This is a genomic window from Afifella sp. JA880, assembly GCF_025379905.1.
Lineage (GTDB): Bacteria > Pseudomonadota > Alphaproteobacteria > Rhizobiales > Afifellaceae > Afifella > Afifella aestuarii.
Window position 1 is genome coordinate 263384 of sequence record NZ_JAOANH010000002.1, and the last position, 26996, is coordinate 290379.

A 26996-nucleotide genomic window follows, 5' to 3' on the forward strand; every position below is an offset into this window, starting at 1 on the left:
CACCTACTCGATGGCTGCGATCGTCGTCGCCAGATCCTCTTCGGGATCGGTGAGGAGCGGCTTGATGCCGAGCATCGGGGCGATCCGGCGGATGATGGCGGCGGTCGTGGGGGCGGCATTCATGCCGGCCGTGGCGGGCAATCCAGGCTTCTCCGGGTTCGGTTCGTCGATGACCACCAGCACGAGATAGCGGGGATCGTCGATCGGAAAAGCGGAAAGGAAGGCGTTGCGGCGCTTGTCGTTCGCGTATTTGCCGTTCACCACCTTTTCGGCGGTCCCCGTCTTGCCGCCGACGCGGTAGCCAGGAACGGCGGCGCGGCGGCCGGAGCCCTTCAGAACGTTGAGCCGCATCAGCTTGCGCATGTCGGCGCTCGTCTCAGGCTTGACCACCCGGCGCGAAAGCTCGGCCGCAGTCCGCTCGTCGCGCGGCAGGAACGTCGGCGGAATATAATAGCCGCCGTTCATAAGCGCCGCACCGGCCGCAGCCGTCTGCAGCGGCGACACGGAAATGCCGTGGCCGAAGGAAATCGTGACCGAAGAGAGCTTGGTCCACTCCCGCGGCTTCAGCGGTGCGCCGGCTTCCGGCAATTCGGTGCGCAACTCGTCGAGAAGGCCGAGCTTGCCCAAAAATTCCTGCTGCATGGGGATGCCGCATTCGAGCGCCATCTTCGCCGTGCCGATGTTCGACGAATAGATGAAGATCTCCGGCACGCTCAAAGCCCGGTGCTTGCCGTGGAAATCGTGAATGGTGAAGCCCGAGATGCGCAGCGGCTTGCTCGCATCGAACGTGTCGTTCAGGTGCACCAGCCCTGAATCGAGGGCCATGGCCGTCGTAAACGTCTTGAAGGTCGAGCCCATCTCGTAGACGCCGACGGTGGCGCGGTTGAGCCGGTCCTTGTCGAGAGCCTGCGCCGGGATATTCGGATCGAAGTCGGGCAGCGAGCTCATGCCCACGACTTCGCCGGTCTTCACGTCGAGCACGATGCCGATGGCGGCTTTGGCGGTGTACTTGCCCATCGCGGTCTCAAGCTCGCTGCGGACCGCATGCTGCACACGCAGATCGATGGAGAGCTTGACCGGTTCGAGACCGTGTTCGGTCGCAAAGCCCGCCTGATGCAGATCCGCAAGGCCGCTGTCGTCGATATACTTTTCGATGCCGGCGATGCCCTGATTGTCGACGTTGACCGCACCCAGAATGTGGGAAACGGTCGGGCCGCCAGGATAGAAACGGCGATTTTCAGAGACGAAGCCGATGCCCGGCAGGCCGAGCTCGTGCACACGCCGGCGCTGATCCGGAGTGATCTCGCGCTTCAGCCAAAGAAAGCCAGCATTGGTGGCAAGATCGCGCCGCAGCCGCTCGCGATCGAAATCCGGGAAAACCAGCGACAATTGCTCGGCGGCCTCGTCGGCATCGACGATGCGGCGCGGCTCTGCGTAAAGCGACGCCGTCTTGATGTCGGTGGCGAGAATCTCGCCGTTCTCGTCGACGATATCGGGCCGCGCGGCAGCAACCGCGCTTGCGGCACCGGCCGTGCGCATATCATCGCCATTGGCGGCGAGACCCAGATGCACGAGCCGTCCGGCGAGCACCGCGTAGAGCACGCCGAACGCGGCCATCGCGAAGACGACACGCCAGCGCAAACGTTCGTTGTCGCCGGCTCGGGTGATCGACGGCTGGCGCGGGCGGGAAGCAAGATGCCTCCAGCTGCTCTCCCGCCATGAATTGTCCGGCTTGAAGGCTTCGGTCGTGACGCTCACTGGAGTTTCTCCACCAGATCGCCGGCAAGGCCGGTCAGGAGATCACGGTCCTGCTCGCTCGGAGCGATGCTTCGCATGGGTATCTGCCTTGGATCAGCAAGTTGCGCCGGCTCGACGGGTGCGAGGTCGAGAGCTTCGGCATGCCGCGTGACGAGTTCCTCGACACGTTCTGGCTGGTTGAGAACGCTCCATTCGGCGCGCAGGAGCGACAGGCTTTCTTTTTCCTGATCGACCTTCCGCTGCAGCTCCGCGACCTCTTTGGCGACGCCTTCAGCCTGGTACTTCAGATTGAACACGGAGAAGGCCGCGATGAGGGCCGCGGCGATGGCGACGATGTTGAGAACACGCATCATGCGAAGGCCTCCGGCCCGGAGACACCGACAAGGCGGGGAACACCGAGGCGCGTGTTATCGAGGGGATGAGCGGGAGCAGCGGTGCGTTCGGCCGCACGCAGAACCGCGGAGCGAGCCCGGGGATTGCGCGCAGTTTCCGCATCATCGGCCTTGAGGCCGCGATTGAGCGCCTTGAAGCTCGGCGCCGGACCAACATTCAACGGCTGATGGCGCGAACCGCGCAGCTCCTCGGCGCGCAGACGCAGGAAGCGCTTGACGATGCGATCCTCGAGCGAATGGAAGGCGACGACGACCAGCCGGCCGCCCTCGCCCAGAACCTGCTCGGCCGCGGAAAGCGCTTCGACGAGCTCGTCGAGCTCGCGGTTGACGAAGATGCGCAGCGCCTGAAAGGTGCGCGTCGCAGGATGGATATGGGAGCCGGGAGCCCGGCCTCCGGCCGCCTTCTCGACGATGGCGGCGAGCGTCGCGGTCCGCGTAATCGGCTCGTCCTCGCGGGCTGCGGCGATCGCGCGGGCGATGCGCCCGGCCCGGCGCTCCTCACCGAGATGGCCGATGATACGCTGAAGATCGCCGATCGAGGCACGGTTGACGACGTCGGCGGCAGACGCACCGTCCGCGCCCATGCGCATGTCGAGCGGGCCATCGAAACGAAATGAAAAGCCGCGCTCGGCCTGATCGAGCTGCATGGAGGACACGCCGATGTCGAGAACGACGCCATCGGCTGGCGTGAAATCGTTGTCTTTGGCGATCGCCTCGAGCTCGGAGAAACGGCCTTCGACGAGACGCAGGCGCGCCCCGTATTCGTCCAGAAGAGCCGCACCGCCGGCGATCGCACTCGGATCGCGATCGATCGCCAGAACCGCGCCGCCCGCCTCGAGGATGGCGCGGCTGTAGCCGCCGGCTCCAAATGTTCCGTCAATGTAGCGCCCCTCGGCGCGCACATTGAGAGCCTCCATGACCGGCTCGAGCATCACCGGGACATGCGGGGAATTGTTCGGCAGGCTTTCCGACCCGCCCATCACGCGTCGTCCTCGGACGGCCGCTTGCCGTCGAGCGAACGGATGATGCTGCGCAGTCTGGAGCGGGCGACCTGACGGCGCGCCTGGAACTTCTCCTGCTCCCAGATCTGAAATTTGAGGCCGAGACCGGCAAACACCGCCGCATCCTTGATGCCGGCGAATTCGATGAATTCCTCGGGAAGCATGATGCGACCGTCCTGATCGATCTTCAGGAGACGGCTGTCGGCATAGAAGGCCGTGGAAAGGGTCTCGTAATCCTCCGAGAACGTCTCGAAGGCTTGCAGGCGCTTGCTGATCTCGTCCTGAAGACGAGCGCCGCCGCAATCGATCGCGTCCTGGTCGAGTGAGGGATAACAAAACAGCCCTTCCGTCCCTTCCCGCGCAAGCACCGCACGGAACTGGGCAGGCACCGACACCCGGCCCTTCGCATCGAGCCGGTTGGTGAAGGTTGCCACGAACCCGTCCATACGCCTGCACACCCCATAGCGGTCATCGAGCCGCGCTCCCCGGCAAGGTCACGGCATTCCGCAAACACGAAAGACGAAGCGCGCCGAGAACCCCACGCGCATCATCCCTACCGATCCATTCCGGGTATCCATGGGATAGCATGGGATACCATGGTTTGCAATGGAATCCGGCGGGCCGGAGCACCGTTCTGATGGTCTGGAAGAGATGCGCTCACAAGGTAAACAGGCGGTAAGCGGGACCTTCCGCGATTGCCTAAACCCTTTGCCGGCAGGGATTTCCGGCAGCATGAAAGAGACGCACAGAGAGACGCCGAGGCCGGAACGCAAAGCTCCCTGCGACCGTTACAGGACGAGTGGGCAAGGGATCGGCCGCCGGCCGATCGGGTGCCGGCCTGGCGGCCCGAGGCAGCGCGACGTTCGCGTCGCGCTGCCTTGCCCGCTCACTATCGGACGCTCAGGCTCGCGACGGGCGATCGAGGCTCAAGGCACCACGCCGGACCTGGAGAAGCGCTGAGGAATTCGCTTATTCTTGCCTGGGCACTTTCGCCCCGCTAGGGACACAAAAGCGGTTCCGATGCCGCTCACAGTTCGCTTCACCACCTCAGCAGGACATCCATGAGCATCTGGTCGCGTCTGTCCGACTTCCTCGACCGCACGGGCGCGGCGATCGCCGGCCTGCGCGACGTGCTGCTGCAGCTCTCGGGAAGCGAAAGGCGCAAGGAGATCGCCTTCACGATCGCGATGATCGCCTTGTCTGCAAAAATGGCGAAGGCTGACGGCATCGTCTCCTTCGAGGAGATCGAGACCTTCGAAAGGCTCTTCATCGTCCCACCCGCAGACGAGAAGAACGTCGCCCGCATCTATCGTCTGGCAAGCGCCGACATTGCAGGTTTCGAGGCCTACGCGCAGGACGCCGCCCGTCTCCTGCAGGACGATCCGGCGATGCTGGAAGACATCCTCGACGCGCTCTTCGCCATCGCCAAGGCGGACGGCGCCGTGCATCAGCGCGAGCTCTCTTATCTGGAGCGGGTCGCAGCCATCTTCGGCTTCGAAGGTCGTGATTTCGAGCGCATCCGGGCCCGCCATGTGCATATGGGCGAGGCCGATCCCTGGCTGGTTCTCGGCGCCGATCCCTCATGGGACGAAAAACAGTTGCGAGATCGCTACCGCCAGCTCGTCCGCGAGAACCATCCCGATCGCTTGATCGCACGCAACGTGCCCGAAGAATTCATCGCCATCGCAAATGACAGGCTTGCCGCGATCAACGCGGCCTGGGAGGAAATCGGCCGCGGCCGCTCCTTCGCCTCGCGAGGCTCGGCCGCCGATCAATGAGCAACACTCCCCTCGCCGAGTGGCAGCCATCGCCCAATTTCAACTCTCGGAACGGCGAGCCGATCGATCTCCTTCTCCTGCATTATACAGGCATGGAGCATGAGGACGCGGCCCTCGCTCGGCTGTGCGACCCGGCCGCGCAAGTCTCCTGCCACTATCTCGTTCGCACGGACGGCACGCGTCTCCAGCTCGTCGACGAGAAAGATCGCGCCTGGCATGCCGGCCGCGCCTCATGGAACGGCGCGTGCGATATCAATGCCCGCTCGATCGGCATCGAGATCGCCAATTGGGGCCATGCGGCACTCGAAGAAGGCAAGCCATTGCCGCCGTTCAGCGCTCGACAGATCGACAGCGTCATCGCCCTGTCCCGGGACATCCTGAAACGCCACGAAATCCCGGCCCGACGTGTTCTGGGCCATTCCGACGTCGCACCCGAGCGCAAGCTCGATCCGGGCGAGCTCTTTCCCTGGCACCAGCTTGCGAAGGCGGGGATCGGCCATTTCGTGTCGCCGGAGCCCGCCTCCTCCGAACCGCTCTTGGCTCTCGGCGCTGAAGGCGAGCAGGTCGCCGACCTCCAGAGCCTCCTCGCTCTCTATGGCTACGGGGTCACAGTCAGCGGCGTTTATGACGAGCGCACCCAGACGATCGTGGCCGCCTTCCAGAGGCACTTCCGCCCCGAGCGCATCGACGGCATCGTCGATCATTCGACGCTCCAGACACTGCGCAAGCTCCTCGCCACGATCGACGAAGCTTAGTCGGTTCAGGGACTTGCCCGCCGCTGCGTCACATGTGGTGTTCCATCAAATGACCTTGGAACCCGCACATTGTGGCCATCTGGGCTTTTTACCCGCCCCGCCCGGAAGAGACCGGTAAAGGGGTCAAAGTTGAAGAGAACGATTGCAGCGGTCCTGCTAGGCGCCGCTTTCATCCAGCCCGCTTTCGCAGATGATGCCTCCAAAGATCTGATCATCGGCGCACAGCGCCAGGCTGCCGCCGAAACCACAACCGAAAAGAGCGACACCGCCACGCAGAAGACCGCGCATACGCCACGGGCCAGCTCAGGCGACAGCTCGAAAGCCTTCATCATCGCCCGGGCGCACGACGCAGCGCCGAAAAGCACCGGCAGCACGGACGCCGTCGCGCGCACCGAGAAAACGGTCGAAGCCAAGAAGGACGCGGCCGAGAAAACCGCAAAGCCGGCCAGCGATCTGCATGCGCTCGTCGCCAAGGCGGCCGCAAAGCATGGCGTGCCGGTGGAACTCGCAAGCGCCGTGGTGATGGTGGAAAGCCGCTTCAATCCGCGCGCCACTGGCAGCGCCGGCGAGATCGGCCTCATGCAGATCAAGCCGGCGACGGCCCGCGGCCTCGGCTATACCGGTTCGATCCAGGCACTCTACGATCCGGAAACGAACCTCGAATGGGGCATGCGCTATCTCGCCCGCGCCTATGAGCTCGGCGGCGGCACGACCTGCGGCACGCTTCTGCGTTACAACGCCGGCCATTACGCGACACGCATGACCTCCGGCGCCGCGGCCTATTGCGGTCGCGTCAAGACGGCCTTGGCCTCCGCCGGCCCAACCGTCTGATTTTTCAGCGGGAAATATGCCAGCCGGCCTGTAAGCCGGGTTCTGTACGGCCGCGGTTGCCCGCGACGTGACGACCATTCATCTGGAGCGCCGGTTGCCCGGCGCTTCTCGCGACCTACCCGAGCGGCTGGCCTGAAAACCGGCCTGGACGCAAGCGCCCGAAGACGTTCGTCCCTGCCGCCCCTTCTCGGTCTTGCTCCCGACGGGGCTTGCCGTGCCGTCCGCATCGCTGCGTCCGCGGTGGGCTCTTACCCCACCCTTTCACCCTCACCTCTCGGCCGAAGCGGAGAGGCAGACTGCTCTCTGTGGCGCTTTCCCTGAGGTTCGTCTGCGCCTTGCGGCGCAGCTTCCCTCGCCGGGCGTTACCCGGCGTCGTGTTTCCATGGAGCCCGGACTTTCCTCTCCGCCGCCCTTTCGAGACTTGGCGAAGCGGCCGTCCGGCCGGCTGGCGCGCGACAGGTGGCATTGGCGGAAGGCGGCGTCAATGCCGCCGGCGTGACTACAATGACACGGCTGACCGCGCCGCCTGATCGTAATGGCCGGAGAGCGCCCTGAGCAGCGCGGCGAGCCGGCTCATCTCCGCTTCGTCGAGGCCGAGCGATTTCACCGCCTCCACGAGCAGCGTCTCACGGATTTCGCGGTAGCGCAGGCACGCCGCCTCGCCTTCGCGCGTGACGGCGACCGCCTTCTCCTTGCCGCGCCGGCTGGAGGAGACGAGACCGAGCCGCTCGAGCTTCTTCAGCGTGTAGGTGACGGTGTGCGTGTCCTCGATGTTGAGAACGAGACAGATGTCGGCGACCGTCTTCATCCGCGCGCGATGCGCGACCGTGTGAAGAACGAGAACGTCGAGCGCCGACAATCCGTCCACACCGGCGGCGGCCATGCCACGCACCATCCAGCGCGAAAAGGCGTTGCTCGCCATCTCCAGCGCAAACTCGACTTCCGAAAGCGCGGGCATCCCCCCTTCCGCGAGATGCGCGGCCGACACGATCGGGCCGATCTCCGTGGTTCGTTTAGGGGTCGCCGCCATGGATCACCTTGCGAGCATGGTGCGCGGCAGGAAGAGCGCGATCTCTGGGAACGCTGCGATCAGCGCCACCGCCACCACCATGATGAGAAAGAACGGCAGCGCCATCACCGCCACCTTGAAGATGTTGTGCCCCGTAATGCCCTGAAGAACGAAGAGATTGAAACCGACCGGCGGCGTGATCTGGCTCATTTCCACGACAAGAACGAGATAGATGCCGAACCAGATGAGGTCGAAGCCCGCCGCCTCCACGATCGGCAGGATGACGGAGGTCGTCAGCACCACCACCGAAATGCCGTCGAGAAAACAGCCGAGCACGATAAAGAGGAGCGTCAGCGCCGCCAGAAGTGCGGCGGGCGACAAATCCATCGCGCCGATCGCCGAGGCGAGCTCCCGCGGGATGCCCGTAAATCCCATCGCAACCGTCAGCACCGCCGCCCCCACGAGAATGAAGGCGATCATGCAGGAGGTGCGCGTGGCGCTCATCAGCGCTTCGGCAAAGCTTGCCCTCGTCAATGTGCCCGTCACCCAGGAGAGCAAAAGCGCCAGCATGACGCCGATCGCAGCCGCCTCCGTCGGTGCGGCAAGACCTGCATAGATCGAACCGATGACGCCGACGATGAGAAGAACGACCGGCAAAAGCCGGCGCGCAGCCGAAAACTTCTGCCGCATGCTCGTCGAGGGATCTGCCTCCGGCATGCCGGACCGGCGCAAGAGCGACCAGACGACAACATAGCCCATGAAGAGACAGGCGAGCATCGCGCCCGGCAGGATGCCGGCGATGAAGAGGCGCGCGATCGATTGCTCCGTCGCCGCGCCATAGACGATGAGGATGATCGAGGGCGGAATCAAAAGCCCGAGCGTGCCGGACCCGGCGAGCGTCCCGATCGCCATCTTCTCGTCGTAGCCGCGACCCCGCAGCTCCGGCAGCGACATGCGCCCGATCATGGCCGTGGTGGCGGCCGAGGAGCCCGAGACGGCGGCAAAGATGGCGCAGCCGACGATATTGACGTGCAGAAGCCGCCCCGGAATGCGCCGCATGAAGGGCGAGATGCCGGCGAACATGTCCTCCGACAGGCGCGTGCGGAACAAGATCTCGCCCATCCAGATGAACATCGGCAGCGCCGTCAGATCCCAGGAATTCGACGCACCCCAGGCCGCCGTCGCCGTCACGGCGCCGGCCGGCACGTTGGTCATCAGAAGAATGGCGACGAGCGCCACGCCGAGAAGCGACAGCGCCACCCAGAGGCCGAGAGCGAGCGCACCCAAAAGCCCGAAGGCAAGAAGCGCGGAGATTGCAGCGAGACCCATCACTCTCGTCCTTCCACCAGATCCTCGCCCTCATGCTGGGCGAAGACCGAAACCTGTCCGCGAAGGAGCACGAGGAGATCGTCGAGGAGCGCAATCGTCAGGATGACGAGGCCTGCAGCCATCGTGGTCTGCGGGATCCACAGCGGGATCGGAATGATGCCGAAAGACACCTCCCCGAACCGATAGGATTCAAGCACGAGGTTCACCCCCTGAAAGGCGAGGAAGCCGGAGAGCGCCGTGCCCGCCATGAGGACGAGAGCATTGAGCGGACGCTGCGCTGCCTCCGGCACCGACTGCAGGAGAAGATTGACGCGGATATGGACGCCGTGGCGAAGCGTCGAAGCGAGCGCCAGAAAGGATGCTGCCACCAACAGGAAGCCGCAGATTTCCGCCAGTGACGGGATGAGAAAGCCATAGACGGGATAGCCAAAAAGCTGCAGCGCCTTGTCGGCGACGCGCCCGAGCACCTGAACGGAAACAAGCACCGCAATGGCGACGATCGCGGCAGCCGCGGCAATCCCGGAGGCGGCATAGAGCATGTCGAGCGCCTTGCGCATCGTTGTCCTCCGCTCGAATGAAAACGGCCGGCTCAGATTGGGCCGGCCGTGTTGCCTCACATGCTCTTGTAGTTATCGAGCACGGCCTTGCCGGGATCGCCCGCTTCCTCGCTCCATTCCGAGGCCATCGTCTCGCCGATCTTCTTCAGACCGCTCATCAGCTCGTCGGTCGGCTCGGCGACCGTCATGCCGTTGTCCTTGAGCTCCTGGGTCTTCTCCTCGGTCTCCGTCTTGGAGGCTTCCCAGCCGCGCGTCTCGGCAGCAGCCGCCGCGTCCATCACCGCCTTCTGATCTTCCGCCGAGAGGCTCTGGAAAGCCCGCTTGTTCACGAAGACCATGTTCTTCGGCAGCCAGGCCTGCGTGTTCGTATAGATTTTGACGTAGTCCCAGGCCTTGGAATTGGCGCCCGTCGAGGGAGACGTGACCATGGCCTCCACGCGCCCGGTGGAGAAGGCGGTCGGCAGATCGGGCACTTCGACCTGTGTCGGCACCGCGCCCGCAAGCTGGGCAAGCCGCTCCGTCGCGGCGTTGTAGGCACGCATCTTCAGGCCGGCGAGATCTTCGACCTTCGTCACTTCCTTGGTGGTGTAAAGCCCCTGCGGCGGCCACGGCACGGAATAGAGAAGCGTCAGGCCCTGCTGGTCGAGCACCTTTTCGAGCTCCGGCTTCTGCGCGTCGTAGAGCTTCTTGGCGTCGTCATAGCTCGTCGCCACAAAGGGCACGGAATCGAGCCCGAAAATCGGATCTTCGTTGGACAGGCGCGAGACGAGCACCTCGCCGATCGGCACCAGCCCCTTGCGCACCGCGTCCTTGATCTCCGGATGCTTGAACAGCGATCCGGCCGAATGGACGGTGATGGTGAGATCGCCACCCGTCGCCTCTTTCACATCCTCGGCGAACTGGGCGATGTTCTGCGTGTGGAAATTGCTGTCGCCATAAGGCGTCGGCATGTCCCAGGCGGTCTGCGCCTGGGCACCCGTAACCGCTAAGCCATTGGCGACGAAGCCGGCGAGCGCGAGCGCCCCCAGAAATGTCTTGTACATCGATGCTCTCCCTCTTGGTTTTTCGCGAGAGCCCGAGCCGGCGTCCCGCAGCTGTGCCGAGACTGTTCGCACCCCGACGATTTGTCAACGTTGTGTTGACGTTTTCATCCCGACATGCTTCCGATAGCCAATCGAGCGACGGGAGAGACGATCGTGGCACAATCGGAAGCCGGCGGGAAATGGGACTTCTGGATCGATAGGGGCGGCACCTTCACGGATGTCGTGGCCCGCAATCCCGCGGGCGCACTCTCCGCGATGAAGCTCCTGTCGGAAAATCCCGGCGCCTATGACGACGCGGCGATCGAGGCGATCCGCCGCTTTCTCGAGGTTCCGGCCGGCGAGAAAATGCCGTCGGAGAAGATCGGCGCGGTCAAGATGGGCACGACGGTCGCCACCAACGCTCTCCTGGAACGCAAGGGCGAGCGCACGGCCCTTTTGATCACCAGAGGTTTCCGCGACGCGCTTCGCATCGGCTACCAGGCGCGTCCCGACATTTTTGCCAAGAAGATCGTCCTGCCGGACCTCCTCTATGATCGCGTCGAAGAAATCGACGAGCGCGTGCGCGCCGACGGCACGGTCGAGGCGGCGCCTGATGCAGCCGCGATCCGCAAGACGCTTCAGGCCTTGAAGGACGACGGCTTCGACGCGCTCGCGATCGTCTTCATGCATGCCTGGAAATACCCCGAGCACGAGGCCGCGGTGGCCGAGATCGCCCGCGACATGGGCTTCACCCAGGTTTCCGTCAGCCACGAAACCTCACCGCTCGTCAAACTCGTCGGCCGTGGCGATACGACGGTGGTCGACGCCTATCTCTCGCCGATCCTCGCTCGCTACATCGCCCGCGTCGCCCGCGATCTCGGCATCAAGGAAACGGCCGATCCCGCCGAGCCGCACGATCCCGATGCGCCCCGCCTCATGTTCATGATGTCTTCGGGCGGCCTGACGGCGGCGGAACTTTTCGCCGGCAAGGACGCGATCCTGTCAGGCCCCGCCGCCGGCGTCGTCGGCGCCACCGAGACCGCAAAGATGGCCGGTCTCGACAAGATCATCGGCTTTGACATGGGCGGCACCTCGACCGACGTCTCGCATTATGCGGGCGACCTCGAACGCGCCTTCGAGACGGAGGTGGCGGGGGTCAGAATGCGCGCCCCGATGATGCGCATTCACACGGTGGCCGCTGGCGGCGGCTCGATCCTCTCTTACGCCTCGGGCCGCTTTCAGGTCGGGCCCGCCTCGGCCGGCGCCGATCCCGGACCGGCCGCCTACCGCCGCGGCGGTCCCCTCACCGTCACCGACGCCAACATCATGGCCGGAAAGATCCGGGCGGAGAATTTCCCGGCGATTTTTGGCCCGAACCAGGACGAGCCGCTCGATATCGCGGCGGTCGAAAAGGGCTTCGAAGCGCTTGCGGGTGAGATCGGACCGGACGAGAACGGCAGGCACCGCACACCTGAGGAGATTGCCGACGGCTTTTTGAAAATCGCCATCGAAAACATGGCGAACGCCATAAAAAAAATCTCCGTCGAGCGCGGCCACGACGTCACCCACTACGCGCTCTCCTGCTTCGGCGGCGCCGGCGGCCAGCACGCCTGCCAGATCGCCGACCGGCTCGGCATGCAGAAGGTACATATTCACCCGCTTTCGGGCGTCCTCTCCGCCTACGGCATGGGCCTCGCCGATGTGCGCGCCAACAAGAGCCGCGCCACCGTCCTGCCGCTCAAGGCAGCCTCTGAATCAGAACTTCAACGCGTTGAATCAGAACTTGAGGAAGAGGCCCGCAAAGAGCTTCAAGACCAGGCGATAAGCGATTCAGAGATCACGATTATCGCCAAGGCGCATCTGCGCTACGAGGGCACCGATACGCCGATCCCCGTGCCTTTCGGGGACGCGGCCGAGATGCGATCCGCCTTCGAAGATGCCCACCGCGCCCAGTTCGGCTTCATCTACGACGACAAGCCCTTGATCGCCGAACAAGTCGAGGTGGAGGCCGTCGGCGGCGGCGCCGACATCGACGAGCCGGAAGCGGACACGATCTCCGAGGACGTGCGGCCGGAAGCGACGACCCGCTTCTTTTCGGCCGGCGACTGGCACGAGGCTGCGATCGCGCAGCGCGCCGAGCTCTCCCCCGGCGCCCGCCTCAAGGGTCCGGCGCTCATCATCGAGGACCATCAGACGATCGTCATCGAGCCCGGCTGGTCGGCGGAGATCACGGCGAAAAACCATGTCATCCTGACGCGCACGGAGGCGATGGCGCGCGACCATGCGATCGGCACCAGGGCCGATCCGGTGCTTCTTGAGATCTTCAACAACCTCTTCATGTCGATTGCCGAGCAGATGGGCGTGACGCTGCAGAACACCGCCTATTCGGTGAACATCAAGGAACGGCTCGATTTCTCCTGCGCCGTCTTCGGGCCGAACGGCACCCTCGTCGCCAATGCCCCGCACATGCCGGTGCATCTCGGCTCCATGGACCGCTCGGTGGAGACGGTGCGCGAGAAGAACCCGGACATTCGCCCCGGCGACGTCTACGCCCTCAACGCCCCCTACAATGGCGGCACGCATCTGCCGGACATCACTGTCGTCACACCGGTTTTCGCCGAAACTGGGAAAGAGGCGGGCAACCAGATCCTCTTCTGGGTAGCATCACGCGGCCACCATGCCGATGTCGGCGGCGTGGCGCCCGGTTCGATGACGCCGCGGGCGACGAATGTCGACGAGGAAGGCGTTCTGATCGACAATTTCAAACTCGTCGATCGGGGCCGTTTCCGCGAGGACGCGCTCCGCGAGCTTTTGACCGACCATGCTTATCCCTGCCGCAACCCGGATCAGAACGTCGCCGATCTGAAGGCGCAGATCGCCGCCAACGAAAAGGGCGTCGCGGAGATGCGCAAGATGGTGGCGGAGTTCGGGCTCGACGTCGTGCAGGCCTATATGCGCCATGTCCGCGACAATGCGGCCGAAAGCGTCCGCCGCGTCATCGAGAGCCTGAAAGATTCGGAATTCTCCGTCGAAACCGACCAGGGCGCCGTGATCAAGGTGGCGATCACGGTCGACAAGGAGAACCGGTCCGCCAAGGTCGATTTCACCGGCACGTCGGAGGCGAAGGAGAACAACTTCAACGCCCCTGCCCCGGTGACGCGCGCCGCCGTGCTTTACGCCTTCCGCGTCATGGTGGAGGCCGACATCCCGATGAATGCCGGCTGCCTGGAGCCGATCGAAATCGTTCTCCCGAAAGGTTCGATGCTGTCGCCGGAATATCCGCGCGCCGTCGTCGCCGGCAATGTCGAGACGAGCCAGCAGGTGACGAACGCCCTCTTCGGCGCGCTCGGCGCGATGGCCGCCTCCGAAGGCACGATGAACAACCTGACCTTCGGCAACGCCACCTACCAGTATTACGAGACGATCTGTTCGGGCTCACCGGCCGGCACGATGAACGACGGCACCGGCTTCGACGGCACGGATGGCGTCCATGTGCACATGACCAATTCGCGCCTCACCGATCCGGAAGTTCTGGAGATGCGTTATCCGGTGCTGCTGGAGGATTTTCATATCCGCCACGGCTCGGGCGGACGCGGCGCGTTTTCGGCCGGATCAGGCACGCGCCGCACCATCCGCTTCCTGGAAGAAATGGACTGCGCCATCCTTTCCTCCCACCGAAAAGTTGCCCCCCACGGGCTCAAAGGCGGCGCGGCCGGGCAAGTCGGTAAAACCGAAATCCGACGCCTCGACGGAAGCCTCGAAGAACTCGAAGGCGCCGATCAGACGGTTTTGAAGGCCGGAGAAGCGGTGATCGTCACGACGCCGACCGGCGGGGGATTTGGGGCAGTCTGACGCTCATACACGGACGGCGCGGAACACCTCCGCGCCGTCTTGAGAGAAAACCTTGCGACCTGCTCAGCTGCCGCCGCCGTCGCCACCACCTGGCGCAGGCGCCTGGATGTCGACGTCCACGTCCGGCCCACCGCTGCCGCCACCTGTGAAGAGGTTCACGCCGCCGAGTGCCAGGAAGAGGATGACGACGAGGACGAGAAGCGCCCCGACGATGAAGGCGAGGAAGGTGTTGCCGCCCGAGCTTTCAGCCATTTCGTTCTCCGTCTTATCTTCCGTGCCACAATGCAGGGCTCGCCGGGATCGTTCCCGCGGCGCCACGCCTCTCCACTCACGCAGCCGCCGAAACCGCCGGCCGGCGCTCCCAGCGGGCATCCGGATCGAGAAGATCGTTCCGATCGCCCTGCCCCGCCTTCGCCCTTGGCGATCGCTCCCTATATGTCTCTTGAAACAGGGAGATTTTTCATGACCGACACTGCCGCCAAGACCGACGGCCACCATGTTTCGCAGTCCGGTTACGACCTGACGCCGATCCGCGGCGCCGAACGCGACAGGCTCGCCGAAAAGCTGACGCCGGAAGAGCGTCACATCATGCTCGACCACGGTACGGAGACGCCCTTCTGCGGCGGTCTTCTCACCAACAAGGAAGATGGCGTCTACACCTGCAAGCTCTGCAGCCTGCCGCTCTTCCGCTCGGTGACGAAATTCGAATCCGGCACCGGCTGGCCGAGCTTCTACGAGCCCTTCGATCCGGAACATGTGCGCGAGATCGAGGACAATTCCCACGGCATGCGCCGCATCGAGACGCGCTGCGCCCGCTGCGACAGCCATCTCGGGCACGTCTTCCCCGACGGCCCGCGCCCGACGGGCCTGCGCTATTGCATGAATTCGGCCGCGCTCGAATTCGCGACGGAATGACCGGCGCGCCTGCGAGTTGACACGGCACGATGTCGAAGACGCTGATCCTCATCGGGCTCGCCCTCGTCGCGGCGGGCCTTCTCTGGCCGCTCCTTTCGAGGTTCGGCCTCTTCCGTCTGCCCGGCGACATCGCGGTGGAGCGGGAGAACGTCTCGTTCTATTTTCCGATCACCACGATGGTGATCGTGAGCCTCGTCCTCTCGCTCATCCTGTGGTTCTTCGACAGGTAGGCCGGCAAAGAGCGGAAAAGGCCGCGACCAACGCGGCCGAAAACCTGCCTTGCGCTCAACCACAAGCTGCCTCATCCTGCGCTTCGGTCGAGGCTGTGCCGGGGGGAGGCAGATCTCATGCGAACCGCCATTCTTGGGCTGATGTTGGCCGTCATCGCGCCCGCAGCAGCCGAAGCGCAAGTCCCAGCCTTGGAGACGGACGGCACCGTCGTCTACACCACCACCAACCGACAGACGCGGCTCGGCGAGGGACGCCGTCTCACCGCCATCGTCCAGAAGGGCATCATCAAGGACAAGAGAGAGGCGAGCCCGCTGCATCTGAGCGCGCAGGATTGTGTGGGAACGCTCTATACGGCCGAAGGCGAGACGCCGTTTGGCGCCGGGATCTGCACGACCATCGACCATGACCGCGATCTCTGGTGGCTCTCCTGGACCTCGGACGGAGAACGCGGCGGCGAATGGGTCGCCATCGACGGCACCGGCAAATATCGAGGCCTGAGCGGCGGCGGCACCATCCGTGTCATTCTCAACATGAAGGATCGGACGGCGCTCGAATATACCGGCTCGCTCACCCTGAAGCCGCGGCCGCGCCGGCCCTCTAGCGCTGCAGAGACGTCGTCTCCACCTCCCGATACGGATAATGACGAACGACAGCATTGAAATAGGCGCCCGCCGACTGCGCCTCCGTGAGCCCGGTGAAGACCGCTTCCGGGACATGGTCGTAGCGGTAAATGCGGCCCGTCTGGAAAGCGATGAAAAGCGCTTTCTCCGCCGGCACGTACAGCGCCTGCTTCAAGGCCTCCGATTGAAAGACATGCTCCAGAACATCCATGCGAGCACGTATCTAGGCTTGGCCCCGTGGCTGGCGAGACGGAGGAAGCGGCGAAGCGTCCGCTGAAGAATGCCGATCTGCGGCTTAACATGCGCAAGGTGCCAAGAAACTCTTCGGAGGCCCTCATGTCCTCATCCCTGCATCACTCGGCCTGCGCTCTCGCGATGCTTTTGTCTCTTGCCCCACCGGCCTTGGCGGCGGGAGATGCGCAGGAGGGACAGGCGATCGCCCAGAAATGGTGTGCCGCCTGCCACGTCGTCATGGAGACGCAGACGAGCGCCACGCCCGCCGCACCGAGCTTCGCCGCAATCGGAGAGAAATACCGCGGCAAGGGCCCCGCGGCACTTGCAGCCTTCCTCGCCGACCCGCATCCGGTTATGCCGGATATGAGCCTGACGCGACAGGAGATCCGCGACCTCACCGCCTATATCGACGCGCTTCGCGGCTGAGGCCTGGCCGAACGCGGCAGTCGGAATCGAAACGGGCCGCACGCGGCGGCCCGTCCATGGAAAAGTCTTCGATCCCCGAAACCGGGGCTCCGCCTCAATTGAGGGCGGTCAGATCCGTCGCCGTCGGCGCGCCATCGCGCATCTCGACGTCGAAGAAGACGATCTGGTCGGGCTGAAGCGTCGCCAGCCCGGCGCGCTCAAGCGCGGTGCGGTGAACGAAAATGTCGGCGCCCTCATCGGGGCGGATAAAGCCGAAGCCTCGGCGGGTGTCGAACCAGACAACGTTGCCTGTGTGCATAATTCGGGTGTCCTTTGACTCACTTTCGCGCCGCGCTCCGCGGCTGCGTTCAGCGATGTGATGGATTGATTGGGAATATGCGCCGCCCGGCTTTCGCGGGGCTTGTGGCGCGGGCAACCATGAAGTCGCCCTGGATGACGAGAATATGGAGGCCGAAGAGGGCCGTTTCAAGGCCGTGTCCGAACGCCGAAATCGGCTTCCGCGGTCGCCGGCGTTGAAATCCGCCCTTGAACCAGTCTCAGCGTGCGGCCGGAATGTCGGCCATCTGCGTCCAGGGCTTCAAATCGATGATCGGCGTGCCATCGAGACAATCGAGGGCATCGACGACGATGATCCCCCTCTCCTGCTCCACCTCCAGGATGGAGACGAGCGACAACCCGATCGGATTGGGCCTCACGGGAGAGCGCAATGAGAAGACGCCGGCCGGATGCTCGCGGTGCTTCGGTGCCTGAACGATGAGATCGCGTCGTGCCCCGTCCATCCACATGAGCACGAAAACCGCCTGGCCCGGCCGATAATCGCCAAGGCCTGGCCGGTAGGGCTCGTCGATCTGCAGCGAAAAGCCGAGACCCGCTTCGGCCTCCGCGCGCTCGCGCGCCTGACGGATGTTGCGCGGGCATTCGCCGGGTCCAACCCACGGCGTCTCGGCATGACCGATATAGACGAGACCCGCGTCAGGCGTTCGTTCGCCCGGATCGAAGGCGAGTGCGATCTCCCCCTCCCGCCTCGGATTCTCCCACGAACGGGTCCTGGCATCCGATTTTTCCTGTTGCGAGCTGCAGCCCACCGTCCCGGGATCGTTCCTGTCGTCCGCCATGCGCCTCTCCTCCCGGAAGAGTTAGGCGAAGGTGGCCGCGCGGTTCAAGCGTGAGAGCGTCGCAAGCACGAGGCGACGAGACGGCGGCTGCGGGACGATCGGCCCCGGCAGGCAGACGAACGCCGACCGTTGCACCACACCCCAAAAAGATATAATGCTATATTTATATCTTTTTGAAAGAGGTCTCGATGGGCCTGACGAAACTTGCGCGCGCCGCCCAGGCGCTTGCCGATGAAACCCGGCTCCGCCTTGTGGCGCTGCTTGCCGAGGGCGAGCGCCCCGTCAAGGAGCTCGTGGAAATCCTCGGCCAGTCGCAGCCGCGCATCTCCCGGCATCTGAAGATTTTGACGGAAGCCGACATCATTCGCCGGCTGCCGGAAGGCGCGCATGTCTATTACCGGCTGGCCTCGGACAGCGAAGCGGCGGCGTTGGCGCGGGCAGCTCTTGCCGCCATGCAGACGGATCCCTTGCGCAACGAGACGGATTTGCGCCGCGATCGCGACAGGCTGGAGCTCATCCGCCGCCGCAACCAGGAAACGGCAGAACTCTATTTTGCGCGCCATGCCGAGGAATGGGACCGTCTGCGTTCCCTGCACGTGCCTGAAAAGGAGGTCGAGGCAGCAATCCGCGCCGTGCTGAGCGGCCACCATCCCCGCTCTCTCCTCGACATCGGCACCGGTACCGGCCGCATGCTCGAACTCCTTGCCGATTGCGCCGAGCGGCTAACGGGCGTCGATCGCTCGCCGCAGATGCTGGCGCTTGCACGGACGAGCCTGGAACGCGCGGGCCTCTCGCATGTGCGGCTGCGCAGCGGCGATGCGCTCAACCTTCCCTTGCCGCGCGCGTCCTTTGACGTCGTCGTCATCCATCAGGTTCTGCATTTTCTGGAAGATCCGCGGGCGGCACTTTCGGAGGCGGCTCGGGTTCTGGCTCCGGGCGGGATGCTGCTCGTCGTCGACTTCGCGCCCCATCATCTGGAATTCCTGCGCCAGAACCACGCGCATCTGAGGCTCGGCTTCTCCGACGAGCAGCTCACGCAATGGCTGTCGGCCACCGCCCTCGAACAATTCTCCATCCAGCACCTCGCCCCCAAGTCTCCGGCCAGGGAAGACGAGCATTTGACGGTCACCATCGCGACAGCCTTCAAGGCCGAAGCCGACGAAGACGCGGAACCCCTCCAGGAAGGAGCGCTCGCATGACGCCTGCAGCCCACCACGCCGCCGGACCGAAGAGGCTCGAGCTCTCATTCGAGTTCTTTCCGCCCAAGAAGCCCGAGCAATTCGCCGCCTTCAAAGACACGGCAGAACGGCTCAAAGCCTTTGCGCCGGATTTCGTTTCCGTCACCTATGGCGCCGGCGGTACGTCGAAGGACCGCTCTTTCGCGGCGGTGGAGATACTGACGCAGGAGGTCGGCCTGCCGACGGCCGCGCATCTCACCTGCGTCTCCGCCGCCTGCTCCGCCACGAACGATGCGATCGCAACCTTTCAGACCTTCGGCGTCAGGCATTTCGTGGCGTTGCGCGGCGACCCGCCGGAGGGGCCCGGCACGCCCTATGCACCGCATCCTGAGGGCTACACCGATACGGCCGACTTGATCCGCGGCCTTCGCCGCATCGACGATTTCGAGATCTCCGTCAGCGCCTATCCGGAGCGCCATCCGGAAAGCCCTGACTGGGACACCGAGATCGATATCCTGAAGCGCAAGGTCGAGGCCGGCGCGACCCGTGCCCTGACGCAGTTCTTCTACGACAATGACGATTTTGAACGGTATGTGGAGAAGGTTGCGGCCGCCGGCATCACGATCCCAATCGTGCCGGGCATCCTGCCTGTGCACCGCTTCGCCGCCGTGCATTCCTTTGCCGGCCGCTGCGGCGCGCGCATCCCGCCGCATCTTCTGCCGCTATCGGAGCTTTCAGGCGAGGCGCATTTCGAAGCCGCGGTCGACCTCGCCGCGCGCCAGATCGACGACCTCGCGCAACGCGGCGTCTCCGGCTTTCATATCTACACGATGAACCAGCACCGCCTCGTCTCGGCGGTCTTGAAAGCGGCAAGAATTTTCGAAGGGGAAAGGACATGCTGCGCGGCACGAGCGCGCCGCGCAGCCGAAGAAGAGTTGAACGTCGCCGATATCACACCGCGCCCAGCACGATCGCGCAGATAAAGACAAAGGCAGATATCAAGGCGATCATGTTGATTGATTTCGCCAGGTTCATGGCATCCTCCCGCATCTTTTACGTCTAAAGTCTAACCCCAAACATTGCTGACAGGAATGTTTTTCGTCATTGCGACGCATTGCTCTCTTCATGCGGCAGGTCGCCGCAGCCAGATTCTCTCCGAAATACCAGCGGTTTAGGCATGCTGCGTCGCGACATTCCCGCTAAGCCGGCATAGATTTTTTTTGTTTCCGCGCTCCTCCAAGGGCCTGAAGAGCCGCTCTCCGACACTGTTTTCGCATCTGGATATGAACTTAGAAGTATTATAGAATACCGTTTTTGCGGAGGACGCGACCTTGCCCCATCTGTTTCGCTTCCTGTTCGTGCACGTGGCGCTTGGCGCTCTCGTCGGCTGGTTGTTCCTGGCGATTCTGCTGGGCTTCGACACCGGCGGTTTGTGGACGCTGATCTCTCACTCATCCACGCCCCTTCTGCCGCTCGCCCTTCTCGCGGCTTTCTTTGCCCTCACCTTCGGCGGCGCGGTGACCGCAAGCGGGGTCCTTCTGTCGGCCGAGGAAGGCGACGAGCCGCCCATCGGCCCGAAACGGCGCCGGCGGCTGCGCCTGATGGCGCTCCCGTCTCTGTCTCCGCGCCCGGCCCCGCGTCCAGCGGTGGCCGTCGCGGGCGCACGGCGCAGACCCCGCATCCACGATATGGACGAGCTGCACCGGGGCTGATCGAAAAACCTGCGCCGATACGGGAAACACAAAGCGGATAATATGCCGCCGGGTCTTCGCCCGGCCGCCCTGTCCTGCTAAACACCGCCAACGGCGATTCCTGAAGACGACGGGGCCAAAACGATCAAAACCTTCACCGACGCACGCGAGGCTGCGCTGGAGATGCGGCCGGATGTTCCGGTCTATTGTTTCCATCCACAGGTCCTCGCCGAGGACGTTGCGCATTTTGCGCAGGCGTTCCCTGGCAAGACGGCCTATGCCGTCAAAACCAATGGCGAGCCCTTCGTTCTCAAGGCGATCGCCGATGCCGGCGTGAAAACCTTCGACGTCGCCAGCCCGGCCGAATTTGCGGCTGCGCGCGAAGCCTCGCCGAACGCCGAACTCCTCTACATGCACCCGGTGAAGGCGCAGTCGGATATCCGCCTGGCGCTCGAAAGCTACGGCATCCGCACCCTTTCTCTCGACCACGAGGACGAGGTGGCCAAAATCCTGCGGATCGTGCGGGCGCTCGATTTCGATCCGGCAGATCTGACCTTGTTCGTGCGCCTGCAGACCAAGGGTTCGGCCACCTACGAATTGTCGAAAAAGTTCGGCGCCACCCCCGCCCATGCGGTGGAGCTTTTGCAGCGCATCGCCGGCATCGGCTTCAAGCCGGCCCTTTGCTTCCATGTCGGCAGCCAGATCGAAGACCCGGAAATCTACGAGCGCGCCCTCGGCTCCGCCGATTGGGTGCGCGCCCGCTCCGGTGTCGAGCTGACGGCCCTCGATGTCGGCGGCGGATTTCCGGCGCCCTATGGCTACGATCCGCGCCGCAAGAAGCGCATCATGCCGGACCGAGACGAGATCATGGCGCGGCTTCGAAAAGATCTGACGGAATGGGGTTTTGCCGACCTGCCCCTCATTGCCGAGCCGGGTCGCGTCATCGTCGCCCGCTCCATTTCGCTGATCGTCCGCGTGCTCCTGAAAAAGGGCAAACGCATCTACATCAACGATGGCATCTGGGCGTCGCTCTCAGATTCCTGGACGGGCAAGATCACCCTTCCCGCCCGCTTCATTCCCGATCCGGCCCGCAAGCGCCGCTCCGGCAATCCGCACGAAATCGTGCCGTTCAAGGTTTGCGGCGCCACTTGCGACAGCGTCGACATTCTCTCGCGCCCGTTCTGGCTGCCGGAGACGGTCGATACCGGCGACTGGATCGAAATCGGCCATATCGGCGCCTATTCCCTGTCGCTTCGAAGCCGCTTCAACGGCTTTTATCCCGACACGGTCGTCGAGGTGGAAACCCCCTTCGACGAAGGCGACAAGCCGGAAGGCTTTGCCGCGATCGAGACCATGGCCGACTGAGCTTCACGCTCAGTCGCGGACTGATCCACAACGTGTCCACAAGCGGCGCACAGGCTTTCCACGCCTGTCCCTGCCTTATCCACTACTTTCCACAGGCCGCTCTTCACAGCCTGTGGAAAGCTCTTAAGCCAGCATCATCTTGTCGTCGTCGAGCTGTTTGCCGATTGCACGTCCGAACAGGCTCGAGAGATCCTGGACGGTGAGTTTCGCCCGCTCCTCTTCGGTGAAGTCGAGGACGATGCGGCCGGAATCCATCATGATGGTGCGGTGGCCGACGGCCAGCGCATCGCGCATCGAATGCGTCACCATCAACGTCGTGAGCTTGCGCGTCTCGGCGATCTCTGTGGAAAGCGCCAGGACTTTCGCGGCAGCACCCGGATCGAGCGCGGCCGTATGCTCGTCGAGAACGAGGATCTTCATCGGCAGAAGCGTCGCCATCAACAGGCTGATCGCCTGGCGTTGCCCACCCGACAAAGTGCCGACCGGCTGCGTCATGCGGTCTTCCAGCCCGATCTCGAGCTTCGCCACCTGGTCGGCGAGCCATTTGCGGTTCTGCCGCGTGCCGAGCGCACCCTTGAGGCCCCGGCTCTTGCCGCGAGCCGCCGCAAGAGCGAGGTTTTCTTCGATCGACAGGGACGAGCAGGTGCCGAGCCGCGGCTCCTGAAAGACCCGGCCGACATGCATCGCCCGCCGGTGCGGAGACCAGGCCGTCACATCCTCGCCATCGAGATGCACGCTGCCGCGTTCGGGCTTCACCGTGCCGACGACGACCGACAGAAGCGTCGATTTGCCGGCGCCGTTCGAGCCGATGACGGTGACGAACTCGCCATCCGCGATCTTGAGGTTGATGTCGCTGAGCGCCCTCACCTCGGTCGGCGTGCCGGCGTTGAAGGTGACGTGGATGTTATTCAACGACAGCATCAGCCGGCCCTCTTGGCGGCGGGCGCACGGCGCGGCGTCATGCCGGCCCTGCGACGGTTTCTTTGCGCGCGCCCCTTGGACAGGACGACCGCGATCGCAACGACGATCGCCGTCACGAGGTTGAGGTCCTGCGGCTGAATGCCGATGAAGCCGGCACTGAGCGACAGGGCGATGAAGAGACGATAGACGAGCGCACCGACGATGCAGCCGAGCGTGGCGACGAAAACCATGCGCCGGCCGAGGATCGCTTCGCCGATGATGAGGGCGGCAAGGCCGGTCACGATCGTGCCGATACCCATTGAGACATCCGCCACGCCCTGAAGCTGCGCGAACAAGGCGCCGGCGAGCGCGACAAGGCCGTTGCTGATCGCCATGCCGACGAGCGCCATGCGCCCGACCGCAATGCCCTGCGCCTCCGCCATGGCCGGATTCTCACCGGACGCGCGCAGGGCGAGCCCCAGCTCGGTCTTCAAGAACCAGTCGACGAGGAACTTGGCCGCAAAGGCCACGATCGCAATCAGGACCGTATTCGTCCAAAGCCCGAAATCGAACCAGGATTGCGCCACGTCGAACACCGTATCGACGTTGTAGAGGGGCACGTTCGGCCCGCCCATAATCCTGAGATTGATGGAGAAAAGCGCCACCATCGTCAGAATGCCGGACAGAAGGTTCATGATGCCGAAGCGCACGTTGAGAAGCGCTGTGACGAGCCCTGCCCCCCAGCCTGCGACGATCGCAAACCCGGTTGCAAGAAACGGATCGACACCGGAGGCGAGAGCGGCGGCCGCAACCGCCGCTCCGAGCGGAAAACTGCCGTCGACCGTCAAATCGGGAAAGTCGAGCACGCGGAAGGAGAGAAACACCCCGAGCGCGACGAGCGAAAACAGAAGTCCCGATTCAAGGGCGCCAGCAAAGGCGAAAAGGCTCATAATTAGCGAACGACCTTCTTCGCCTTGGCCAAAACGTCGTCCGGAATGGTGACGCCCATTTTCTCGGCCGCGGTGGCGTTGAGATAAAGATCCTGACTGTCGGAAACGGCAACCGGGATATCGGCCGGCGATTTGCCGTCGAGGATATCGGCCGCCATGTCGCCGGACAGGACGCCCATCTTGTAATAGTCGAAGCCGATAGCCGCGATGGCGCCGCGATTGACGGAATCGACGTCGGAGGCAAACACCGGCAGACCGGCGCGCTCGCCGACCGTCACGACACCTTCGAGCACCGAGACGACGGTGTTGTCGACCGGAAGAAGCACGGCGTCCGCCCGTCCGACGAGGCTGCGCGCCGCATCGGCGACGAGCGTCGACTGCGCGGCAGGCGCCTCGACCAGCGTCATGCCGAAAGGCTCCACCGCGGTCTTCAGATCTTCCACCTGCTTGGCCGCATTGGCCTCGCCTGGATTGTAGATGACACCGAGCTTCGTGGCGTCGGGCATCAGCTCTTTGATGAGCTCGAGCATCGGCTCATAGGGCTGCTGGTCGCTCGTGCCTGTGACGAGACCGCCCGGCTTCTCGCGGCTTTCTACAAGGCCAGCTCCGACCGGATCGGTGACGGCGGCGAAGACCACCGGCGTGTTCTTGAGCGCGTGTTTGACGGCCTGTGCGGAAGGCGTGGAAATGCCGACGGCGAGATCGGGTTCAAGCCCGGCGAACTCAGAGGCGATCTGTGCCTGCGTCGCCATATTGCCCTGAGCCGAGCGCGAAACGATTTTGAGGTTTTCACCTTCCTTGTAGCCGCGTTCCGCGAGACCTTCGATCATCCCATTGCGGACGGCGTCGAGCGCCGGATGCTCGACGATATAGGTGATGGCGACGGTCTTCGTGTCCTGCGCCTTGGATTCCTCGAAGGTCGCGGCGCTGGCAATGCCGAGTGCGAGCGCGGCCAAAGCAAAAGCTTTGAGGGTCTGCATATGTACGCCTTTCGAGATTGAGAGAACGGAAATCTGCCTCATGGCCCCGTGGCAGATCCGATGCCGGCAGATAAGCCGCCGCCCCCCAAGGCGGGCACATCGAACGTCCTGCCAAAGAGTTCGATTTTCAAGATTTTACGCAATAGCACGGCAGAAGCTGCGATCAACGCCTTCCGAGACCAAAGCCTGCGGTTGTTCGTCCGATCGTGGATTATGCGGACGCGTCTGTCATTGAGCGCAGACGCCCGCCACGATAGAAGCCGCCCATTCGTTCAGGACGACAGTCACATGGATCGACCGCGGGTGTATGTGACCGGGGCATCATGCTCTGGCGTTTCAACGCTTGGTACTCTCCTGGCCGAGCGGTTCGGGGTTCCGCATCTTGATGTCGACGACTTCTACTGGATGCCGACCGATCCTCCCTTCAGCACGAAACGCCCGGCCGAAGACCGCGTCCGTCTGATCCAGGAGAGACAGGCCGCGTCTCGGGGGTGGATCTTGACCGGGTCTTTCATTGGATGGGGCGACGCCCTGATCCACAAAGTCGATCTCATCGTGTTTCTGAAGACGCCCACCAGCGTTCGGCTTCAACGTCTCGATCGGCGCGAAGCGGAGCGGCATGGCGCGCGCATTCTGCCGGGCGGAGATATGCACGAAGCGCATCTGGCATTCAGAGATTGGGCTTCACGCTATGACGACCCCACCTTCACGGGGCGCAACATCGCGCAGCACGAGCGCTGGTTGAGCACCCAGTTCGCCCCCGTTCTCCGTCTTTCCGGCGAGCGTCCGAGCGAGGATCTGGCGGACGAGGTGGCAAAGGCGCTTGCACCTCGTAGGTCCTCGAACACTGCTTGACGCTGTCGGCACTAAGCCCGGTGGGGCTCGAAGCTGGTGTTCGAGCCCTCACATTTCATTTGTCAGGAGCCTAGCGAATCTTGGCGAGCAGCTCTTCCGTCGGCCAGGCGTCGGCCGGCAGGCCGAGACGCAGCTGTTCGGCGCGCACGGCGTCACGCGTCATCGCGCCCAGAATGCCATCGACCTTGCCGACCTGATACCCCTTGTCGAGAAGTGCCTGCTGCAACTGCTTCATTTGCGCAGACGACAGACCGGAGGAGGCATTGCCCATATCGGCACGCGGAGCTCCATCCAGGCGCGTGGCGAGATAGGCCGCCGTCGTGGCGTAGACGAGCGACTGGTTCCATTCCAGGAAGACATGGAAATTCGGATAGGCGAGGAAGGCCGGCCCGTTGCGTCCCATAGGCAGGACCAGAGAGGCGGGCAAAGAACCGCCCGGAAGATTGCCCGAACGCGCCTTCACGCCCCAGGATTCCCACTTGCTCACCGGGATTTTGTTGTAAAGCCCGGCCTCCGCCCAGGGCAGATCGGCCGGAATCACGACCTCCTGCAGCCATGGCTCGTTCGCACGCCAGCCGAGTCGGTTCAGGAAATTGCCCGCCGTCGCGAGCACATCGGGGACGCTCTTCTTCAGGTTTACATGCCCGTCGCCGTCGAAGTCGACGCCGGAGGCGAGATAATCGGAAGGAAGGATCTGCGTCTGGCCGAGCTCGCCCGCCCAGGCACCCTTCATCTCCGAGCGTGCGAGATCGCCGCGATCGAGGAGCTTCAAGGCAGCGATGAGCTGCGGCCTGAAAAGCTCCGGCCGCCGGCAATCATGCGCAAGGGTCGCAAGCGCGTTGAGCGTATCGAAATCGCCCTGATTGGCGCCGAAATCCGTCTCCAGTGCCCAGAACGCCGAGATCACCGGCCCCGGAACGCCATATTTCTGCTCGATGCGCGAGAAGGTCGAGGCATATTTGTTGAGAAGCGAGCGGCCGTTCTTCAGCCGGTAATCGTTGACCATACGGCCCGCGAACTCGGCAAACGTCTGTGTGAACACGCCCTGCGCGCGATCGCGCGAAATGACCCGCCGATCGAATTGCACACCGGAAAGGGCGGAGAGGCCCCGATCGGAGACGCCGGCTGCGGCCGCCTCCTGCTTCACTCCGTTGAGCCAGGTCGAAAAATCGCCGCCGCATTGCTGAGCGGCAGCCGGCGTCGCAAGGACGAGACCGAAAACGGCCGCCGTCCATACACATTTCGCGCGCAT

At 64.0% G+C, this 26996-nt stretch carries 29 protein-coding genes and 1 other RNA gene; 13 read left to right on the forward strand and 17 right to left on the reverse strand.

Going from position 1 to position 26996, the window contains the following annotated elements; genetic code table 11:
- Nucleotides 1-3 precede the first annotated feature (3 nt).
- The 4 genes from NYQ83_RS09445 to NYQ83_RS09460 form a co-directional block, all read right to left on the reverse strand.
- A complete protein-coding gene (locus NYQ83_RS09445) occupies nucleotides 4-1617 on the reverse strand; it encodes a peptidoglycan D,D-transpeptidase FtsI family protein (RefSeq protein ID WP_261215162.1) in 1614 nt (537 codons plus the stop codon).
- Between the two features lie 137 nt (nucleotides 1618-1754).
- The gene (locus NYQ83_RS09450) at nucleotides 1755-2111 is read right to left on the reverse strand and encodes a hypothetical protein (protein WP_128291526.1); all 357 of its coding nucleotides are present in this window, start codon (nucleotides 2109-2111) and stop codon (nucleotides 1755-1757) included.
- Nucleotides 2108-3130, reverse strand: coding sequence for a 16S rRNA (cytosine(1402)-N(4))-methyltransferase RsmH (gene rsmH, locus NYQ83_RS09455; protein WP_261214321.1), 1023 nt, complete (start codon nucleotides 3128-3130; stop codon nucleotides 2108-2110). The genes NYQ83_RS09450 and rsmH overlap by 4 nt, the downstream gene beginning before the upstream one ends.
- Nucleotides 3130-3585: a division/cell wall cluster transcriptional repressor MraZ gene (locus NYQ83_RS09460; protein WP_246008381.1), complete on the reverse strand. Its 456-nt coding sequence runs from the start codon at nucleotides 3583-3585 to the stop codon at nucleotides 3130-3132. The genes rsmH and NYQ83_RS09460 overlap by 1 nt, the downstream gene beginning before the upstream one ends.
- Before the next feature lie 627 nt (nucleotides 3586-4212).
- Between NYQ83_RS09460 and NYQ83_RS09465 the strand changes: the two genes are divergently transcribed.
- From NYQ83_RS09465 to NYQ83_RS09475, 3 genes are all read left to right on the forward strand, one after another.
- Complete coding sequence (locus tag NYQ83_RS09465) at nucleotides 4213-4929, forward strand: J domain-containing protein (RefSeq protein WP_261214324.1); 717 nt, start codon at nucleotides 4213-4215, stop codon at nucleotides 4927-4929.
- A complete protein-coding gene (locus tag NYQ83_RS09470) occupies nucleotides 4926-5684 on the forward strand; it encodes an N-acetylmuramoyl-L-alanine amidase (protein WP_261214326.1) in 759 nt (252 codons plus the stop codon). The genes NYQ83_RS09465 and NYQ83_RS09470 overlap by 4 nt, the downstream gene beginning before the upstream one ends.
- Nucleotides 5685-5813: 129 nt before the next feature.
- Nucleotides 5814-6515 carry a lytic transglycosylase domain-containing protein gene (locus NYQ83_RS09475; RefSeq protein ID WP_261214327.1) on the forward strand — a complete coding sequence of 234 codons (702 nt, stop codon included), beginning with the start codon at nucleotides 5814-5816 and terminating at the stop codon, nucleotides 6513-6515.
- 15 nt (nucleotides 6516-6530) lie between these two features.
- Here the strand turns inward: NYQ83_RS09475 and rnpB are convergent.
- The 5 genes from rnpB to NYQ83_RS09500 all read right to left on the reverse strand — a co-directional run bounded on the left by rnpB (nucleotide 6531) and on the right by NYQ83_RS09500 (nucleotide 10453).
- Nucleotides 6531-6964, reverse strand: an RNA gene (gene rnpB, locus NYQ83_RS09480) — RNase P RNA component class A.
- Between the two features lie 50 nt (nucleotides 6965-7014).
- Nucleotides 7015-7545, reverse strand: a complete 531-nt coding sequence (locus tag NYQ83_RS09485; protein WP_261214329.1) for a winged helix DNA-binding protein — start codon at nucleotides 7543-7545, stop codon at nucleotides 7015-7017.
- A gap of 3 nt (nucleotides 7546-7548) precedes the next feature.
- Nucleotides 7549-8853 carry a TRAP transporter large permease gene (locus NYQ83_RS09490; protein ID WP_261214331.1) on the reverse strand — a complete coding sequence of 435 codons (1305 nt, stop codon included), beginning with the start codon at nucleotides 8851-8853 and terminating at the stop codon, nucleotides 7549-7551.
- Complete coding sequence (locus tag NYQ83_RS09495) at nucleotides 8853-9410, reverse strand: TRAP transporter small permease (RefSeq protein ID WP_261214333.1); 558 nt, start codon at nucleotides 9408-9410, stop codon at nucleotides 8853-8855. Before NYQ83_RS09495 ends, NYQ83_RS09490 begins: the two co-directional genes overlap by 1 nt.
- 56 nt (nucleotides 9411-9466) lie before the next feature.
- Nucleotides 9467-10453 carry a TRAP transporter substrate-binding protein gene (locus NYQ83_RS09500; protein ID WP_261214335.1) on the reverse strand — a complete coding sequence of 329 codons (987 nt, stop codon included), beginning with the start codon at nucleotides 10451-10453 and terminating at the stop codon, nucleotides 9467-9469.
- Between the two features lie 114 nt (nucleotides 10454-10567).
- Here NYQ83_RS09500 and NYQ83_RS09505 point away from each other — a divergent pair, with 114 nt between their 5' ends.
- On the forward strand, nucleotides 10568-14284 hold the full coding sequence (locus NYQ83_RS09505) for a hydantoinase B/oxoprolinase family protein (protein WP_409976988.1): 3717 nt from the start codon (nucleotides 10568-10570) through the stop codon (nucleotides 14282-14284).
- 63 nt (nucleotides 14285-14347) lie between these two features.
- Here the strand turns inward: NYQ83_RS09505 and NYQ83_RS09510 are convergent, their stop codons facing one another.
- The gene (locus NYQ83_RS09510) at nucleotides 14348-14536 is read right to left on the reverse strand and encodes a hypothetical protein (protein WP_261214339.1); all 189 of its coding nucleotides are present in this window, start codon (nucleotides 14534-14536) and stop codon (nucleotides 14348-14350) included.
- A gap of 210 nt (nucleotides 14537-14746) precedes the next feature.
- Here NYQ83_RS09510 and msrB point away from each other — a divergent pair, with 210 nt between their 5' ends.
- From msrB to NYQ83_RS09525, 3 genes are all read left to right on the forward strand, one after another.
- Nucleotides 14747-15199: a peptide-methionine (R)-S-oxide reductase MsrB gene (gene msrB, locus NYQ83_RS09515; protein ID WP_261214341.1), complete on the forward strand. Its 453-nt coding sequence runs from the start codon at nucleotides 14747-14749 to the stop codon at nucleotides 15197-15199.
- Between the two features lie 29 nt (nucleotides 15200-15228).
- Nucleotides 15229-15429, forward strand: a complete 201-nt coding sequence (locus NYQ83_RS09520; protein ID WP_128291514.1) for a DUF2905 domain-containing protein — start codon at nucleotides 15229-15231, stop codon at nucleotides 15427-15429.
- 117 nt (nucleotides 15430-15546) lie between these two features.
- Complete coding sequence (locus NYQ83_RS09525; protein ID WP_261214343.1) at nucleotides 15547-16089, forward strand: hypothetical protein; 543 nt, start codon at nucleotides 15547-15549, stop codon at nucleotides 16087-16089.
- Here NYQ83_RS09525 and NYQ83_RS09530 read toward each other — a convergent pair.
- Nucleotides 16028-16261: a KTSC domain-containing protein gene (locus NYQ83_RS09530; protein ID WP_128291512.1), complete on the reverse strand. Its 234-nt coding sequence runs from the start codon at nucleotides 16259-16261 to the stop codon at nucleotides 16028-16030. The genes NYQ83_RS09525 and NYQ83_RS09530 overlap by 62 nt on opposite strands.
- Nucleotides 16262-16386: 125 nt before the next feature.
- On the opposite strand from NYQ83_RS09530, the gene NYQ83_RS09535 reads away from it, so the two are divergent.
- The gene (locus NYQ83_RS09535) at nucleotides 16387-16710 is read left to right on the forward strand and encodes a c-type cytochrome (protein ID WP_261214345.1); all 324 of its coding nucleotides are present in this window, start codon (nucleotides 16387-16389) and stop codon (nucleotides 16708-16710) included.
- Between the two features lie 94 nt (nucleotides 16711-16804).
- Here the strand turns inward: NYQ83_RS09535 and NYQ83_RS09540 are convergent, their stop codons facing one another.
- Nucleotides 16805-17008 (reverse strand): cold-shock protein, encoded by a 204-nt coding sequence (locus NYQ83_RS09540; RefSeq protein ID WP_092810980.1) that lies wholly within the window; start codon nucleotides 17006-17008, stop codon nucleotides 16805-16807.
- A 238-nt stretch (nucleotides 17009-17246) separates the two neighbouring features.
- Entirely contained in the window at nucleotides 17247-17825 is a 579-nt protein-coding gene (locus NYQ83_RS09545; protein ID WP_261214347.1) for a TrmO family methyltransferase, read from the reverse strand.
- Between the two features lie 188 nt (nucleotides 17826-18013).
- Between NYQ83_RS09545 and NYQ83_RS09550 the strand changes: the two genes are divergently transcribed.
- The 4 genes from NYQ83_RS09550 (at nucleotide 18014) to NYQ83_RS09565 (ending at nucleotide 22059) form a co-directional block, all read left to right on the forward strand.
- Nucleotides 18014-19024: an ArsR/SmtB family transcription factor gene (locus tag NYQ83_RS09550; protein WP_261214348.1), complete on the forward strand. Its 1011-nt coding sequence runs from the start codon at nucleotides 18014-18016 to the stop codon at nucleotides 19022-19024.
- On the forward strand, nucleotides 19021-19986 hold the full coding sequence (locus NYQ83_RS09555; RefSeq protein WP_261214350.1) for a methylenetetrahydrofolate reductase: 966 nt from the start codon (nucleotides 19021-19023) through the stop codon (nucleotides 19984-19986). The genes NYQ83_RS09550 and NYQ83_RS09555 overlap by 4 nt, the downstream gene beginning before the upstream one ends.
- 348 nt (nucleotides 19987-20334) lie before the next feature.
- The gene (locus NYQ83_RS09560) at nucleotides 20335-20715 is read left to right on the forward strand and encodes a hypothetical protein (RefSeq protein WP_261214351.1); all 381 of its coding nucleotides are present in this window, start codon (nucleotides 20335-20337) and stop codon (nucleotides 20713-20715) included.
- A 162-nt stretch (nucleotides 20716-20877) separates the two neighbouring features.
- Nucleotides 20878-22059: an alanine racemase gene (locus tag NYQ83_RS09565; protein ID WP_207145344.1), complete on the forward strand. Its 1182-nt coding sequence runs from the start codon at nucleotides 20878-20880 to the stop codon at nucleotides 22057-22059.
- Between the two features lie 123 nt (nucleotides 22060-22182).
- Here NYQ83_RS09565 and NYQ83_RS09570 read toward each other — a convergent pair whose 3' ends face one another.
- From NYQ83_RS09570 to NYQ83_RS09580, 3 genes are read right to left on the reverse strand one after another with little or no spacing between them, the layout of a single operon-like run.
- Nucleotides 22183-22980 carry an ABC transporter ATP-binding protein gene (locus NYQ83_RS09570; RefSeq protein WP_092810968.1) on the reverse strand — a complete coding sequence of 266 codons (798 nt, stop codon included), beginning with the start codon at nucleotides 22978-22980 and terminating at the stop codon, nucleotides 22183-22185.
- On the reverse strand, nucleotides 22980-23909 hold the full coding sequence (locus NYQ83_RS09575) for an ABC transporter permease (protein WP_261214352.1): 930 nt from the start codon (nucleotides 23907-23909) through the stop codon (nucleotides 22980-22982). Before NYQ83_RS09575 ends, NYQ83_RS09570 begins: the two co-directional genes overlap by 1 nt.
- Before the next feature lie 2 nt (nucleotides 23910-23911).
- Complete coding sequence (locus tag NYQ83_RS09580; RefSeq protein WP_409976996.1) at nucleotides 23912-24865, reverse strand: ABC transporter substrate-binding protein; 954 nt, start codon at nucleotides 24863-24865, stop codon at nucleotides 23912-23914.
- 84 nt (nucleotides 24866-24949) lie between these two features.
- On the opposite strand from NYQ83_RS09580, the gene NYQ83_RS09585 reads away from it, so the two are divergent.
- A complete protein-coding gene (locus NYQ83_RS09585; RefSeq protein WP_261214354.1) occupies nucleotides 24950-25744 on the forward strand; it encodes a hypothetical protein in 795 nt (264 codons plus the stop codon).
- A gap of 70 nt (nucleotides 25745-25814) precedes the next feature.
- On the opposite strand, the gene NYQ83_RS09590 is transcribed toward NYQ83_RS09585, so the two are convergent.
- Nucleotides 25815-26996 (reverse strand): lytic murein transglycosylase, encoded by a 1182-nt coding sequence (locus NYQ83_RS09590; protein WP_261214355.1) that lies wholly within the window; start codon nucleotides 26994-26996, stop codon nucleotides 25815-25817.